Origin of the sequence: Priestia sp. YIM B13552, from assembly GCF_042787775.1 — a bacterium.
GTDB classification, from domain to species: domain Bacteria; phylum Bacillota; class Bacilli; order Bacillales; family Bacillaceae_H; genus Priestia; species Priestia megaterium_E.
On record NZ_JBHZOU010000006.1, the window covers coordinates 49219 to 64757 of the forward strand.

General features: G+C 38.9%; 19 protein-coding genes. 7 read left to right on the forward strand and 12 right to left on the reverse strand.

The window, feature by feature from the left end; translation table 11 throughout:
• Positions 1 to 102: 102 nt before the first annotated feature.
• Positions 103 to 1347: a YeeE/YedE family protein gene (locus ACFX40_RS21365; protein WP_098433167.1), complete on the reverse strand. Its 1245-nt coding sequence runs from the start codon at positions 1345 to 1347 to the stop codon at positions 103 to 105.
• A 172-nt stretch (positions 1348 to 1519) separates the two neighbouring features.
• Positions 1520 to 2557 carry an EAL domain-containing protein gene (locus ACFX40_RS21370; RefSeq protein WP_377256262.1) on the reverse strand — a complete coding sequence of 346 codons (1038 nt, stop codon included), beginning with the start codon at positions 2555 to 2557 and terminating at the stop codon, positions 1520 to 1522.
• A gap of 198 nt (positions 2558 to 2755) precedes the next feature.
• Between ACFX40_RS21370 and ACFX40_RS21375 the strand changes: the two genes are divergently transcribed.
• Positions 2756 to 3088, forward strand: a complete 333-nt coding sequence (locus tag ACFX40_RS21375) for a hypothetical protein (RefSeq protein WP_060746828.1) — start codon at positions 2756 to 2758, stop codon at positions 3086 to 3088.
• A 37-nt stretch (positions 3089 to 3125) separates the two neighbouring features.
• Here the strand turns inward: ACFX40_RS21375 and ACFX40_RS21380 are convergent, their stop codons facing one another.
• Positions 3126 to 4298 (reverse strand): iron-containing alcohol dehydrogenase, encoded by a 1173-nt coding sequence (locus ACFX40_RS21380; protein WP_098334472.1) that lies wholly within the window; start codon positions 4296 to 4298, stop codon positions 3126 to 3128.
• Between the two features lie 84 nt (positions 4299 to 4382).
• Positions 4383 to 5273, reverse strand: a complete 891-nt coding sequence (locus ACFX40_RS21385) for a LysR family transcriptional regulator (RefSeq protein ID WP_377256265.1) — start codon at positions 5271 to 5273, stop codon at positions 4383 to 4385.
• 220 nt (positions 5274 to 5493) lie between these two features.
• Between ACFX40_RS21385 and ACFX40_RS21390 the strand changes: the two genes are divergently transcribed.
• Together ACFX40_RS21390 and ACFX40_RS21395 are read left to right on the forward strand one after the other, a co-directional pair.
• A complete protein-coding gene (locus ACFX40_RS21390; protein WP_013057506.1) occupies positions 5494 to 5640 on the forward strand; it encodes a hypothetical protein in 147 nt (48 codons plus the stop codon).
• A gap of 167 nt (positions 5641 to 5807) precedes the next feature.
• Positions 5808 to 6719: a DMT family transporter gene (locus tag ACFX40_RS21395; protein ID WP_060746831.1), complete on the forward strand. Its 912-nt coding sequence runs from the start codon at positions 5808 to 5810 to the stop codon at positions 6717 to 6719.
• A 109-nt stretch (positions 6720 to 6828) separates the two neighbouring features.
• Here the strand turns inward: ACFX40_RS21395 and ACFX40_RS21400 are convergent, their stop codons facing one another.
• Complete coding sequence (locus ACFX40_RS21400) at positions 6829 to 7281, reverse strand: GNAT family N-acetyltransferase (protein ID WP_060746832.1); 453 nt, start codon at positions 7279 to 7281, stop codon at positions 6829 to 6831.
• Positions 7278 to 8513 carry an MFS transporter gene (locus tag ACFX40_RS21405; protein ID WP_377256268.1) on the reverse strand — a complete coding sequence of 412 codons (1236 nt, stop codon included), beginning with the start codon at positions 8511 to 8513 and terminating at the stop codon, positions 7278 to 7280. Before ACFX40_RS21405 ends, ACFX40_RS21400 begins: the two co-directional genes overlap by 4 nt.
• Before the next feature lie 130 nt (positions 8514 to 8643).
• Between ACFX40_RS21405 and ACFX40_RS21410 the strand changes: the two genes are divergently transcribed.
• Together ACFX40_RS21410 and ACFX40_RS21415 are read left to right on the forward strand one after the other, a co-directional pair.
• Positions 8644 to 9045, forward strand: coding sequence for a hypothetical protein (locus tag ACFX40_RS21410; RefSeq protein WP_060746833.1), 402 nt, complete (start codon positions 8644 to 8646; stop codon positions 9043 to 9045).
• Positions 9046 to 9084: 39 nt separating this feature from the next.
• Positions 9085 to 9756: a hypothetical protein gene (locus ACFX40_RS21415; protein ID WP_060746834.1), complete on the forward strand. Its 672-nt coding sequence runs from the start codon at positions 9085 to 9087 to the stop codon at positions 9754 to 9756.
• 78 nt (positions 9757 to 9834) lie between these two features.
• Here the strand turns inward: ACFX40_RS21415 and ACFX40_RS21420 are convergent, their stop codons facing one another.
• Positions 9835 to 10347 (reverse strand): P-loop NTPase family protein, encoded by a 513-nt coding sequence (locus tag ACFX40_RS21420; RefSeq protein ID WP_377256271.1) that lies wholly within the window; start codon positions 10345 to 10347, stop codon positions 9835 to 9837.
• A 263-nt stretch (positions 10348 to 10610) separates the two neighbouring features.
• Between ACFX40_RS21420 and ACFX40_RS21425 the strand changes: the two genes are divergently transcribed.
• Positions 10611 to 10841, forward strand: coding sequence for a hypothetical protein (locus tag ACFX40_RS21425; protein WP_043981603.1), 231 nt, complete (start codon positions 10611 to 10613; stop codon positions 10839 to 10841).
• Between the two features lie 44 nt (positions 10842 to 10885).
• Here ACFX40_RS21425 and ACFX40_RS21430 read toward each other — a convergent pair whose 3' ends face one another.
• The 4 genes from ACFX40_RS21430 to ACFX40_RS21445 form a co-directional block, all read right to left on the reverse strand.
• Positions 10886 to 11245 (reverse strand): hypothetical protein, encoded by a 360-nt coding sequence (locus tag ACFX40_RS21430; protein WP_098334470.1) that lies wholly within the window; start codon positions 11243 to 11245, stop codon positions 10886 to 10888.
• Positions 11246 to 11307: 62 nt separating this feature from the next.
• Entirely contained in the window at positions 11308 to 12069 is a 762-nt protein-coding gene (locus ACFX40_RS21435; protein WP_028408995.1) for a glucose 1-dehydrogenase, read from the reverse strand.
• Entirely contained in the window at positions 12066 to 13097 is a 1032-nt protein-coding gene (locus ACFX40_RS21440; RefSeq protein WP_098334469.1) for a zinc-dependent alcohol dehydrogenase, read from the reverse strand. Before ACFX40_RS21440 ends, ACFX40_RS21435 begins: the two co-directional genes overlap by 4 nt.
• Before the next feature lie 78 nt (positions 13098 to 13175).
• Entirely contained in the window at positions 13176 to 13820 is a 645-nt protein-coding gene (locus ACFX40_RS21445; RefSeq protein WP_255257722.1) for a GntR family transcriptional regulator, read from the reverse strand.
• A gap of 199 nt (positions 13821 to 14019) precedes the next feature.
• Here ACFX40_RS21445 and ACFX40_RS21450 point away from each other — a divergent pair, with 199 nt between their 5' ends.
• Entirely contained in the window at positions 14020 to 14478 is a 459-nt protein-coding gene (locus ACFX40_RS21450) for a hypothetical protein (protein WP_028408998.1), read from the forward strand.
• 30 nt (positions 14479 to 14508) lie between these two features.
• Here the strand turns inward: ACFX40_RS21450 and ACFX40_RS21455 are convergent, their stop codons facing one another.
• Positions 14509 to 15390 carry a M23 family metallopeptidase gene (locus tag ACFX40_RS21455; protein WP_098524683.1) on the reverse strand — a complete coding sequence of 294 codons (882 nt, stop codon included), beginning with the start codon at positions 15388 to 15390 and terminating at the stop codon, positions 14509 to 14511.
• Positions 15391 to 15539 lie beyond the last annotated feature (149 nt).

Below are 15539 nucleotides of genomic sequence, written 5' to 3' on the forward strand. Positions count from 1 at the left end.
TCTTTGATAAACGTCAAGGAATTTACAAAAATATAGAGATTTTCAAACATCAGCTAAAATAAAAAACCTCCTTTGCCCATGCAAAGAAGGTTTTATCTAAACTTAACAAATCGAATCATTAGATTTAGGGTTTTTGAGTCCAAATATCGGTCGGATAAATAGTGCTAAGCCTGTGCCAAGCATTGCCATAACCATCCATACCCATCCGTGGAGACTAAATGAAGCAATGCCGCCAAAGTAAGCGCCGATGTTACAGCCAAAAGCAAGACGCGCACCATACCCCATTAAAAGGCCGCCAACAACAGCTGCACCTGCAACTCCGGGCTTAATCTTTCCTGGTTTGAATGTCCCTTGCGCCGTCGCTGAAATGAAGGCACCTAATATAATCCCAAAGTTTAACACGCTGGTAGAATCTGCTAGCACACTTTGCGTTAGCGCTTCTCCATTTGCACCTTGGAAAAATCCCCAGCTCGATACATCTATCCCAGCTGCCATCATGGCTTTTCCGCCCCATAATGCAAAAGCAGAAGTGATTCCCCAAGGGTTTCCTCTTACAGCAAGCGTCAATGCATTTAATACGGCCAGCACAATCGCTGCTGTGAATAGAGGCCAAGAGCCGCGAATAATCTTTTTCCACCCTTTTGTAGTAGGAAGCTGTTTCATCATAGGCGGATTTTTCTTTTTAGCAATTTGAATCGTAATCCAGTAAATCGCTGCGAACGCGATAAGCTGTATAATCCAAGCTCCAAAATAACCAAGACCTGTCGATTCAGCTAATGAGATAGGGGGAAGCGAAGGTTGCTTTTGCCAAAATGGCAAATGATACGCCCCAAACATAGAACCTACAATAAAAGCTAAAAGCGTTAAAATCATAGAAGAAGAGCCTCCGCCTAACGAATACAGCGTCCCTGAGGCACATCCATTTCCTAACTGCATCCCAATTCCAAACATAAACGAACCAACTATCACGCTTACTCCTACAGGTGAGACATATCCCTTTGGCGTTACCCCTGTAAAGCTAAAGCCTGTACTTAAAATAATAGCAAACAGCGTTGACGCAATTGCAAGCATAAGCATATGCGCTTGCAAGCCTTGAACATTGCCGACAGACACAAGGCGGCGAAATGCTGATGTAAAGCCAAAACGTGCGTATAGAAGCGTCATCCCTAACGCTAGGCCGATAGTAAATAAAACACCTTGCGTCCAATTAGTCGTGAGCACAATCGCAAGAAATAAAATAACTGCTGCTATAACCCCTCCTGCAAATAATGGCTTTTGCATAGGACTTAATTCTGTTACAACAGTAGTAGGCTTTGATTTATATGATGAGTGCAACGTTTGCGACACACCATCCACTCCTTTTCTGATAGAAATACTAAGAATTAATATTTATCATCTTATAGCACTTCCCTTCTCCTGTAAACTGTTTAGCAAAATGAAAGTGAATTGTTTATTTTTTGAGTATTCTTACTTTTGTTCATACAAAAAGCAGAAGCTTCTATCCTTCTGCTTTTCGCTGCTAAGCGTAAATAGAATGAATCTCTTTTACCGGAGTAGGATGAGGCTTTGCAAAATAATACCCTTGAAACAAATCATAACCCATCTCTATCAGGCATTTTAAATCTTCTTCTGTTTCTACACCTTCTGCAAGAGCCTGCGCCCCCATTCTATGGGTTATAGCTAACATCTCTTGAGCCACTTTTTTCTGTTTCTCATTCTTACTGACTCCGTTTGTGAATTCAAATGCCAATTTCACGACGTCAGGCTCCACTTCTAAAAGCCGATTCAGCGTATTATAGCCAATTCCTACGTCATCTAGCGCATATTTAAATCCGTGGGAGCGATAATAATTCAAAATGTTTTTCAAATGCTCAATATCTTGAACATCCTCGGTTTCAATCACTTCAAATACAATTTGCTCGGGCTTTATATTCAATTCTTGAATTAACGCAAATGTAGATGCCAAGCAATGCTCGGGATTATATATTGCTGTAGGAATAAAGTTAATAAAAATCAGCTGACGATCAATAATACTAGCATTTTTTACAGCTTCTAAGCGGCAGGCTCGGTCAAGAGCGAAGGTTTTATTTCTTATTTGAGCAGCTTCAAACATTTTAAAAGGCGGTATAATACTTCCGTCTTCTTCTAATCCTCTTGATAAAATTTCGTGCCCAACGATATGCACGCGTTCGTGATCAATCGATACAATCGGCTGATAATATGAGCAAATTCGCTTGTCTTCAATCAGCTCATCAATCCACAAGGCATCTTTCATTTTTTGAAAAACGGTGATTGGCTCCATACGCCGCAGGTTTTCAAACGGGCTCCGCTGCTTGGCTTCTACAGCCCGCACATGCCGAGGGTCTAGATGCTGATGAACATAATCCATAAAACTCCAAAAGATATCTTCCCTCATCCAGACCATATCTTCTCCAAGAGTCTTCCATTGGCTTTGAGAAATATCTTTAAAGTATTTTTCCAATTTCTTCACATCGCTTGATTTCTGAAAAGAAACCGTATATCCTGTCCTAATTGGCAGACACGCGTCGCACCCCATAGCTCATCTTCTCCCTCATTTATCATCAGTTTTTTGTATGTATACATGAATAGTTCTTAGGAACTATACCACTTTTAAGAAACTTACAAACCCTATTTTTCCGCTAAAATAGAATGTATTAAAAAGTTTTGGTAAAATGATAGACGTGTTTTATTTCTACATCATAAGACGCGCCTGATAAAAGGAAGTGAACCATACATGAGCAAAAACCGTTTTACGAAGTGGTTTTTATTTTCTTTAATACTCTTTGCCTTAAGTACCGGAGCAATGTATTATACGCTCTATATATCGTACTGGGCGTATTCTATTAAGCTGTTTTTAATTGTGGTGCCGCTCTCTACATTATTATCGGTTGCTTTTGGCTCGTTGGTGATCGTACATGAACGCAAAAGAAAACGTGTATTTCATCTGCAAAATGATGGAAGCAGTCCTAAAAGTACGTTTATTCAAGGCTTTTCGGAAATAGCGGTAGGAGCAGGAGGCATCTTGCTGTGCTTTTTTCTTTTTCTTTACTTTCTAATGGATTATTGAGTACATATAAAAAAGACGAGCAGGCAGCTCGTCTTTTTTATTTGGATCTTTCTAGAATATCTCTAACGCTTGCATGATCAAGCTCTTTATAAGTTCCAACACCTGGTTTTACAAAGGTCTTTTCAACAATTGAATCAAATTCAGAATCATCAATATCATAGTCACGCAAGCTGTTCGGAGCTCCTAAGTCATTCCAGAAAGTGCGAAGCGCTTTTGCTCCTTCCATTGCTGTTTCTTCATCGCTTTTTCCTGCTGGATCAATGCCAAATACGTTTACAGCCAATTGTTTTACACGAGAAGGGTCTTCTTTTAAGACGTGCTCCAGCCAGTTAGGAAACAAGATAGCAAGACCGCCTCCGTGGGGAATATCATATACGGCCGACAGAGCATGTTCAATACGATGAGTAGCCCAGTCTCCCCCGTCCGTTCCGTTTGCTAAGCTTCCGTTAAATGCCGTCGTGCTGATATACATCATTGTTTCACGATACTTATAAGAAGTCAGGTCTTTAAGAAGCTTAGGACCTTCTTTTACAGCCGTTCTTAGTAAAGATTCAATAAAGCCGTCGATCATCGGCGTGTTTTCCGTGCGATGAAAATAGTGTTCAAGCGCATGCGACATACTGTCAACAATTCCATAGACGGTTTGGTCGCGCGGCACTGAAAACGTGTACGCCGGATCTAAGATAGAAAAGACGGGAAATACGTGAGAAGACGTCCAACCTAGCTTTTCTTTTGTTTCCCAATTTGTAATAACAGAAGTTGAATTCATTTCAGATCCTGTTGCTGCAAGTGTTAAGACCGTTCCAAAAGGAAGAGCACCTGTAATCTCTTCTTTACGTGTAATTAAGTCCCATGTATTCCCTTCATACACGGCTCCCGCTGCGATAGCTTTTGTACAATCGATCACACTTCCTCCCCCGACGGCTAAGAGAAAATCAATATTTTCTTTTTTACATATGTCAACGCCTTTAGCAACCGTAGTCAAACGAGGGTTCGGTTCTACACCAGACAGCTCGTGAACAACTGCGTTAATAGACTGAAGTTCAGCTTTCACTTCGTCGTATACGCCATTTCGTTTGATGCTTCCTCCTCCGTATACTAACAGAACCTTTACTTGTTTATGATAAGAAGCAAGCTCTTGCGATAGCTTCGTAATTTGATTTTTTCCAAAGTATAATTTTGTAGGATTGTGCTGCAAAAATATATTCATGTTCTACACCTCTAGTTTCATGTCTTATAAAAAGTGTAGCACGAAAACAACTTCATCATTATTGAAGATTCTCTATATCTATTATCAATATTTTTGATAACCTTCTTGAACAAGTGAAATAAATTGTTGAATAGGTGCCGTCAGCCATTTTTTCTTTTTGAATATGAGCTGTGAATAAAGATAAAACTCTTCGTGGTCAAACGGGACTTTAATCAGTTTTCCACTTTCCATCTCTTGTTTTACCGCTATTTCCGGTACAAGAGCAATACCTAAATTATCCGCTACGCACTGTTTAATCGCTTCAAGACTGCTAAATGATATGACCGATTGCATATGAATACCGCTGCTGCGCATCATCTCTTCTAAAAGCGTGCGATAAGGGCAGCCGCTCTCAGTTAAAATGATAGTCTCTCCCTCAAACTCTTCCATTAGAACGCTGTTTCTTTTACTAAAAGAATGGGAAGGCGAAGCAATCATAACCATCTTTTCTTTTCGAATAGGAATCACTTCTAAGCTTGCAGATGTTTGAAGGCGATCAAGCAAAACGGCTACGTCATACTTTCCGTCAATAATTCCTTGCGTTAAATTTGGACATAAACCCGCTTCTAGCATAATCTTTAGAGAAGGGTGCTGCTTTTTTAATTCACGAATATACGGTGTAATAAAATAGGCGGCCAGCGACTCCACGGTTCCTATTGAAACCGTTCCTCTAGCATCTTCGTTCGTAGTAAGGTGCTCTTTTGCTTCATTTAATAACTCGGTTACTTGATTCACATAATAAAGCAATTCTTCACCAGGCTGAGTCAGCTTCATTTTTTGTCCTGTTCGTTCAAATAGTTTTTGACCGTAATGATCCTCTAATTTTTTTATATGAGTGGTAACGCTTGACTGAGCATACCCTAACTCCTCGCCCGTTCGTGTATAGCTCCCCCACTTCGCTACTTCTTTGAATGTATATAAATAGTTAATATCCATATGCTGCTCCTTATGTACTGCTGTTTGGTTTCGTTGTCTATGTGCTAAAGCTGTTCTAGTAATTAGAACTTATACGTAAATAGAATCACAGTACAGTATAAGCGAACTCGTTTTGCCAAGCAATTTTATCAACCTTAAAAATTCTTTTTATATTAGGCAATTACGCCGTTTTTTGTTCATAGAATGAAAAACAAACCTATGAAAAGAAAGGGTGTATCTCATGACAGCCTACAAAGAAGTATTATATAAAGGAAAACGCTTTGTACTGATTCACGTATATGATTCAGGATACTGTGAAATCCGACCGATTGATCATGCTTTTAAAGTCGAACTTGTGCGATTAGATGAGATAGAACAATGTGGATAACAGTCATGAATGCAGCTAATGCAGCTGCTTTTTTGTTTGTATTAAAAACAAGTGGATGAGATAAAAATAGCTGAATTGGCTGGCCTTTTACATAATTTCTTCCTGTATACTTTGTAACTAAGGATATTCGCACTTATTTAGTTTCTATACTTACTCGAGGTGATTACATGAAAAAAGGCTGGCTGGAATGGATATTATTATCCGTGGCGTTAATTTGGGGAGCTAATTATACAATCGGAAAATTTGGAGTTGCTCATATGTCTTCCATTCAATTTAGCGCACTGCGTTTTATAATGGTTGCTCCTATTCTTTTACTTATCACAGGAATAATAGAGCGAGGCATTCGTATTGAAAAAAAAGACTGGGGACGCTTAATAGCGGTCAGTATAGTAGGCGTTACGCTCTACCAAACGCTGTTTATGGTATCTGTTAAGTATACGACAGCTACCAATGCTTCTTTACTTATTTCGATGTCTCCTATTTTCACAGGAATCCTAGCTATATTATATAAGCATGAAGCTTTTTCATTAAAAACACAGCTAGGCTCTGTGCTTGCTTTTTTTGGGGCTGCGTTTGTACTGCTGTTTGGTCACTCTAGTCATGCGCTGTCGCAGCTTGCATGGTTCGGAAACATCATGGGGATTGTGGCAGCCATTGCTTGGGGCTGGTACCCGATTTTAGCAAAACCTTTAGTCGTAAAATATTCTGCTTTGCGCGTGACTGCGTGGTCTGCTTTAATCGGCGCTATTCCGCTTACTGTCTACTGTCTTTTCACCTATCAAACGCTTATCTGGCCCACAGATATAGGCAGCTGGAGCTCTCTGGCATACTCTGTTCTATTTGTGACGGTGTACGGACTCGTGATGTGGTATGTAGGAATTGGAAAAATCGGCTCGACAAAAGTAATGGTTTACATGTATGTTATTCCTTTGTTCGCCGTTGTTTTTGCTGCTGTAACTATTGGAGAGACCATCAATGCTATGCAGCTGCTTGGAGGACTTATTATTTTTAGCGGTTTGTATATTGTCAAAAAAAGCCCTGCTCCTAAAACAGCTCTTAAACTTAAAAAAGCAAACTAACAAGAGTAACGGGTTCGGTTGATTTATGCTAATAACGCTCAGATTTTTTCTGGGCGTTATTCGTATATTATTTTAATGTCCTACTTGAATTAAACGCTCGTTAGTTTGATTAATGAACATTTTTTAGTTTATATTCATGAGTGATTTTATGCTGATTGTATACGCGTTTAAAACCGTTTTGTTCATAAAATAGTTTCGCTTTGTCCGTGTCTGTATAGAGAACGAGACTGTCGTAATAATTCTCTGCATAGTGAATAATTTCTTTTAAAAGTTGTTTGCCTATACCCTTTCTGCGAAACTGAGCTGAAACATAAAACCTCCTTACTCTCCCAGCGTTAGCATACTGGCTGTAAGGATTTTGATTAAGGCCGGCTACGCCAATTAATTTGTTTTTTTTACCGTAAACTCCCCACAATCTTTCGCCTGTTTTGTTAAATACGTTTTGCCCGTTTTTATACTCCGCTACTAGCTTGGTAAGAAAGAAAAAGCCTGCCTCCTGGCTTTCTATTAACAGCTCTTTTATATCATGCTCCACAAGATACGTTAGCCTAATGATTCTCATATACCTCCTCTCCGTTCAGCAGGTGTCTTGTTTATTTCGATAGAATGCTTGTTATACATTAATCCTGCCATGCCTATTAGAGCCGTTAAAAGTAGCATGAAGCTTGAAAATAGATATACAAACCTTACCCCAAACAGATCGGCTACTGTCCCTACAAATGCGATGGAAAGTATAAACACAGCCTGTACAAGAGTTGATTTTGCCGCTATTACTTTAGGAAACATCCCGTTGCTGCAGGTATTTTGATAAATGGTTTCCTGAGCTACATCTCGAAGCTGATAGGCAGGACCCATCATGATCAAAAGTACTAAAGCTAGATACGGGTTCGTTACTAGACCGTAAAAACCGGTTAAAACAGCATAACCAATTGAGCCTAAGAACATAAAAAGCAAAAGCCTTCCTTTTACCATAGAAGACATGCGGTACACAATAATTCCTCCAACTATGCTTCCAAAATAATACGCACCGTTTATATATCCCCACCACGCTTCTCCTTTTTCAAGCACTTCTTTCACAAAAGAAAGAGTAATAGCTCCAATCCAAATGGTTCCAAAAAGCGACTCGATGATGTCCATTATAACGAGGGCTCTGATGCGTTTATGTATCCATAAAAAGCGCCATCCTTCCATTAGTTTTGCCGCTCTTCGCTTTTGTGTTTGTTTATATGTGTGGGCTTCTTTTATAAACAGTAAGCAAACAAATGAGATCGATAGAAGACCTGCCGTTATAAATAGAGACTGAGTGGATCCCGTTAAGGACAAAACGAAACCACCAAGCGACCACCCTGCAAACAGAAAAGTTTGATCAATTGTTGAAAGCAAGCTATTGGCCTGCATTCTTTGACTATCATTTACTAAGCTGCGTACAACTGACGTTTTAAAAATGGAGAAAAAGCCGTTAAAAAAAGAAATGATTCCAACAATGATAAAACCCATCGTTAGTACTGTGACTGTAAATTCTTGTGTAAGCAGCACATACAATCCAACAAGCATCCCTATCTGTATCACTTGAACAAACCGCATAATGTGAATGGATTTATACATATCGGCTAGTAAAGGTACGCTAAGGCTGCTAAGGAGCCGTGCAAGTAAGCTCGTCATCGTAATCATCGACGCAAGAGCTGTTGAACCGGTGTTTTCCTTTATATAGGAAGTGACAGCCATTGTATAAAGAACAAAACCTACATTTGCGGTTACTTGACTTGCTGCTAAAAGATAAAAACGCTGAGTCAATTCTTTTCTCCTTTCTGTTAGACGTAACATGCAAAAAGATAATTCGTTTTTTGTTAATTTTTCCCTTTTAAACTATAACACTATTTGACGAAATCCAAAACTATCTATAATTTAGTAGATGGAGGTTTTTATGTTTAAATATAGTTTTCTTATTGTTCTTATCGCTTTTTTACTTATTAACTTTAACGGCCAGGAAAATCAAATTGTAGGAGGCAAAATAAAAAAGGAGCGAAGTGAGGTTTTCTTTGGCGAATACGACAGCTTTACGGGCCGCTACTCCCGGAGCATTAAACTCAAAAAAGGTGTAACCTACGCTTTTACGCTATCTAAAAATACCAAAAGCGGAGACCTGTCCCTGTACGTAGAAGATCCAAAACAGACACGATTTTTTGAAATGACTAATAACTCTCTTTATTTAACACCCGAAAAAACGAGGAGATATCGTATTAATTTTGTAGGCTCTGAGCATAAAGGCTCTTTTCAGCTTTACTTGAAAAGCAGTAATCAAAAAGAGAGCGAAAAATTTGTGTAATACCATTTTAGACAACGCTTAAACGAGGAGGAATGGTTTATGATCATTAATCAAGCTGTCCTGTACACCCACTTATTGGACACAATGAAGGATTTTTATGTAAATTCTCTCGATTTCCCATTAACCGCCGCTTCACCGCGTTCTTTTTCCATCAAGGTTGGTGAAAGTGAGCTAACCTTTAAAGAAAGTTCTCTACATACAAAGCCCTTTTACCATTTTGCTTTTAATGTTCCAGCAAACCGATTTATGGAAGCAAAGCAATGGGCTACTCAGAGAGTCTTCCTCAATACGGAAGAGAAGAAAGATGAGATTTATTTTGAAGCATTTGATGCTCATTCCTTTTATTTTGAAGACCCTGCTCATAATATTGTTGAATACATTTCAAGACATTCGGACTGCCCGTCATCCAAGGACCCCTTTTCTTCTAAGTCGCTTTTAAGCATAGGAGAAATCAACTTGACAACTCCTCATGTCCACTCTGTAGGGACACAGCTTATTAACTCCGGTATCACCGTGCGCAACAACAGGCTATTAAACGAGACCTTTAACTTTTTAGGAAGCGGCAGTGCGTTTTTTCTTGTAGGGACGCCTAAAAGACGGTGGTTTTTTTCGAACCGAGACTCTGAAGTTCATCCATTAATGGTAAAGGTTAATCATTCTCTAACGCTTGCGCTCGACGAAGAAGGAATGTTGAAGATTACGCAAGAATGATTGTTTTTTTAATAAAGCCACGTAACAAGCGAACTTGTTACGTGGCTATTTTTGTTCAAAATTCAGCACATACTCCCCCTATAGGTTGTGTATATAGTTCTCGATGTCCTTTCTGTTCATCAGCATAAAAACCTTGTAATCCTCATCTTTTTTAAGCTTTTTAAACTGGTTTCTCATCTTTTTTTTCCGTTCTCGATACGTAGTAAGAATAAACGTAAAAAATGACCAATCTACTTTTTCAGGGCATCCTTTTGCCATATCTTCACGCGTTTTTCTTGCATATACGATTCTCCGCTTTATTACTCGGTACACACAAACGATTAGCGGCAGCTCTAAATAAATAATGGTATCTGCATGCTTCACTCGCACGTCATACGAATTGCTGTAGTTCCCGTCGATAATCCAGCTGTCTTTTTTTACAATGTGCTCCTGCAATTCTCTAAAGCTATCATTGTCTCTTTCCGTCCAGCCAGGCTGCCAATACAGGCTGTCTAAATGATATACTTCTAGATCAAGCTTTTCCCCTAATTTCTTGGCAAATGTAGACTTTCCTACTCCTGGAGAAACGCCCATTACCAGTACTCTTTTCATCTCATCACCTTACCTTTTTAAGAAATAAAGCTGATTGAAGAGAAGGCAGCTGTTTATAGCTGACTCGGCGCATTCAGTGTACTCGGAGCGAGCTGCTTTATAAAACGACTTCATGTTAGGATTTTTATTTCCATGATTTTCAGGCAACCTATAAATATTCATTATAAATTCCTATATTCCTTCTTGCTTTGTAGTAAATAGGTTGCTTTTATGAATCGTTTCCTTTACCTTAAATGTGAGTATATAAAAGTAAGGTGAAAAAAATGAATGCATCTATGCTAAAGAGATTTTTACGAAACCTCGGTATTTTTGTTTATATTGTCATTGCAGCTATTAATATTTACTTAACAAGAAATGATTTGGGCGATATGCTTACCCGCCTTGTGCTGCTGACTATTTTACTTCCTTTGTTTTTTAGTTTTGTGTATGCGTTAGGAAAATCACATTTTAAAAGACAAGAAGAGCTCGCTGAACAAGAGAAGAAGAAAGAGTAAAAAAAGCCTTTTATCGAGGGGGATTCCCCTTTCTAAAAGGCTTTTTACTTTTTTTCATATAGCTGAACATTAACTACATCAGGATGAACGTGATACTGTTTGGCAACTTGATTTACCATTTGCTGAATTTCTCTTTTCTTATGAGAAGAAAGGTGTTCGCGGGGCAGAAGAACTAGAATTTGAGCTTCCGCATAGTTATTCAGCACCCTAACTTCTTGAAAGCCATGCTGCGTCAAAAAAGCTTTTAACGCTTTTTCAAAGTCTGTGCTTTCTTTTTGAACAATGATAGAAGGCTGATCGTAAGAAAATAGCGAAATCTCTTTCTCTTCAGGCTTTGTATACACCGCCCAAGCAGTTATGAGCACTGTGACAGAAATACCCATATTTAACATCCACCTTTTCATACCACGAACGCTCCTTTTAATTAAGTTTGTTCATGATATGAAAAAATTCGTTCATTCATGCGTTATCTTCCTAGCCAGCCTCCGTCTACAGCAAGTAAGTGCCCATGAATATAGGCAGATGCATCAGATGCTAAAAAGACAACCGCTCCTTTAAAATCATCTGCTTCCCCCCATCTGCCTGCGGGAATACGTTCAATAATTTGTCTGCTGCGCGTTTCATCGTTAATAAGTGCTTCATTCATATCAGTAGCAATATACCCTGGTACAATTCCATTAACATTTACGCCTTTTGCTGCCCATTCATTAGATAAAGCCTTTGTAAGCTGAGCAACTCCGCCTTTTGCTGCAGCATAGGCCGGAACGGTAATACCGCCTTGGTAAGAAAGCAAAGATGCCATATTAATGATTTTTCCGCTTCCTTGTTTAAGCATTTGGCGGCCTGCCTGCTGACATAACAGCCATACGGTTTTTAAATTAACATTCATAACAGCATCCCAATCTTCCTCTGCAAAGTCTACAGCGGGTGAACGTCTTTGAATGCCAGCGTTGTTCACTAAAATATCGAGCTTGCCAAAATAAGCAGCAACCGATGAGATCGCTTCGCTTACTTCAGAAGCATTTTCCAGATCACAATTAACAATAAAGCATTTTCTTCCGAGACGTTCAATTTCTTCTTTTACTCCAAGAAATTCCTTTGATCGCTGCAAAAGAGCGATATCCGAACCTGCTTCTGCCAAAGCAATCGCCATTGATCTTCCAATTCCTCTTGTTGCTCCCGTAATCGCTGCTACTTTACCATCTAAAGAAAATAAATCTACTGTCATTGTTCATTCTCCTCTCCATTTGGTGCAAATAAAACCTTAAGTGATTCATCAGGCCGCTGCATAAACTCAAACCCCGCTTGAATATTTTCAAGCGGCAGTTTATGAGAAATTAAAGAATCTGCTGCTATTTCACCGCTTGCCAGTAAATCAATAGCCGTCTGAAAATCTTCCCTTGTATAACATCTCGTTGTAGTTAATGAAATTTCTTTAAAGTGCATCGCTGCTAAATCTACTTCTGGAGCGTTTTTGTATACGCTCACCACCACAATCTCTCCCTGAATACGGCTTGTTTCAACCATTTGTTTTGCTGTAATTTGATTTCCGGCTACTTCAAATACAACATCTGCACCGACGTAATTCGTAAGCAAACGCACTTCTTTTACGACGTCTTTTTTCATTGCATCAATTGGTATAAAGCCCAGTTCTTTCGCTTTAGTTAAGCGATAAGAACTAATATCTGAGATCATTACTTTTTTTGCTCCTGCTCGTTTCGCAATCATCCCGATCAGCAGTCCAATAGGTCCTGCTCCTAAAATGACAGCTTGGTCTCCTACTTTCAACCGTGAGCGTCGTACTGTATGTACGGCAACCGCTACAGGTTCTGCAAGAGCTGCATGCGCGCTAGACAGTTTCTCTGGCAAGAGGTGAAGGCGGTTCACCGGAACAGCCACGTACTGCGCAAACCCTCCATCTTGATCAATGCCGATTAGTTTTAACTGTTTACAAACGTGAAACTGTCCTCTTACACAGGCTTCGCACGTTCCGCAGCTAAGCGTAGGTTCAACTGCTACGCGGTCACCTAAAGAAAATTCCGTCTCTCCCCGAATCTCTTCTATCACTCCGCTAAATTCATGTCCCATAGTCAGTGGCGCCTGTGCTCTAGGATGTTTTCCAAAATAAATCATCATATCCGTTCCGCAAATTCCAGCATGGGATACCTTTACAAGCGCTTCCCCTTCTTTTATAACCGGTTTCGTTTTTTGCTGCATAACGGCTTTCGTTTCTGAAACGTAGACACCTGCTTTCATTTCTCCATCCCCTTTGTATACTTGTCGACAACTTGAAGATAAAAAGGTCCAAAACATTTCGAATCTTTTATCCCTTTTTTATGCTTCATTCAAAAGTGAAGCTGTTATCGTATTTCTCGTGTCTTCAAAGTGACGCTTCACTTCATCTTGAATACGTTCTGTATTTTGAGACTTTAATGCTTTAATCATTTCATGATGCTGCTTTATCAGTGGGAGCACAGCTGCTTTATCATCTCGAAATCTTTTTTCAGTGGTAATTAAAAGAGCAGCTAAAATAATTTCACGGATGCTTTCCCACAATTTTAATATCCGCTTGTGGTCTGCTTCGATAATCACGAGCTCATGAAACCGCAAATCTTGATAAGCAAACTCTACATAGTCATCGTATTTAGCTGCCATGTTCATTTGATCAATACTTTGCTCAAGCTTTTTAATAAGCGAATCATGGTTGACTTCAGATAGACGTTCTAAGACAAAATGTTCTAAAAGCAGACGAACATCGTACAGCTCGTTTAAATCCCTAGCTGTTAAACCAATAACAACTGCTCCCATTCGCTGTAAATCAATGAGTCCTTCGTTTGAAAGGGTCCGCAGCGCTTCTCTTATAGGAGATCGACTCGTTCCAAACTCTGCCGAGAGCTGATTTTCCGATAGAATGGTTCCTTTCTTTAGCTCGCCGCTCATAATTTGAATTCTTAATTTGCTTACAACTTGCTCTCCCAGCGAGGCTCCGCGAAGCCATTTTTCCGGGTATATTACTCTTTTAATGTGTCATCACTTCCTTAGCCAACTTGTATACAAGTATTCAAGATTTAGTATATAGAGAAGTAATCTGATTGTAAACGTTTTCTTTATAGAATGTATATTTTTACAATTCTTTCTTACACTAAGAACTACTGATAAATAAAAGGTGGGAAGATGAATGAATCAAATTATATTATGGGGGATTCTTGTTATTCCATGGTTTTTACTGCTGCTGCTTGATAAACAGCGTGTTAAACGCTTTTTTACTGTAGGGTTATTTGCAGCATTAATGATGACAATCGCCTATCAAGTAGCGGAAAAAATGCACTGGTGGACGGTTCAAGAAAACGTATTTTTTCTTACTAGCATGGGAGCAACGATTTATTGCCTTCATATTGTGATTACGATCTTTGTCTTTTACCTTACGTATCCGGGGTTTATCTTGTACATAATTGTTAACATTATTTTGGATTTGATTCATGGTTATGTTATTGTTCCTTTTCTCGCTAAAATCGGGCTTTATAATCTGTATGAAATTAGTCATTTTGGGCTTTTCCTTGTCATGACTACCGTAGCCATTATCCTTTACTTGTTTCAACGGGTGCTTGACTTTATATTTGAGGAAAGCCCTGCATAAAAAGCCACAGCAAACGCTATGGCTTTTTAATCAATAAAAAAATGGGATAACCGTATCTCCGCGAATCGGTTCAACGGCCGCATGAAACTGAATTCGCAAACTTTTTGACGTTTCAATGTCAGAGGCATCCATGACGTGAAAATGAATGTGAGGTTCGGATGAATTCCCGGAATTTCCACACCTTCCGAGCAGTGTTCCTTTACGAACCACGTCTCCTTTTTTCACAGAAACCGATCCTTTCTTCAAATGTGCAAGCACACTGTATTCTTTTCCTTCATGCTCAATGATAACGTGATTTCCTAAAGGATTTCTTTTATTCGTGTGTCCAATTTCATTATCTTCTTGACCATCAGCTGCTGTGATAACGACTCCTTCAAGCGGCGCCACAACTTTTTTTCCATATGCATAGTAATCTTCGTTTTTCGTTCCATCATTTTTATAGCTTTGATTTCCTTTTCGCACGACTAAATCATACGCATACCTTTGGTTTTCGACTGGATGGTGATAGTTCAACACCTCATGCTTTCCTCCCCAATAGACAAACCATTCACTTTGAATCGGCATCGTATATTTGTTTGTACTCCATCGCTCTCTCTCTGAAAATGATTCTATAGGAGCAATCACAAGTGCTTGTATAATGTTATGTTCATCAAACATGACGCTGATGAATTTTGTCTGCGTAGAATTTAACCAAATAAACTGCTCAATTTGAGGAGTTAAATAGAGATTTGTTTCTAGTCTGTAGAACTGTTCTCCTTGATTAAACAATTTGCTCTGCTCCAAAAATTGCTGAAGCGAAACTTGACGTTTAAATTCTTCGCTTACACAATCATAAAGTTTCTTAAAATCCCCTTTTGCAAATAAAATTCCAAACTCTTCTCTGATGTTCACTTTTCTCTCTGTATCCATCATTGTAATCCACCCTTTTATATGTATTTCAATTTGTTTGAATTATCTATAAGTAATACGTTTTATGTTATAAAAAGGTTTCATTTTCCAGTTATTCTATCTCAAAATCTTCTTTTATTCCGTATTTACAATTTTCTTAATCCATTTTATAC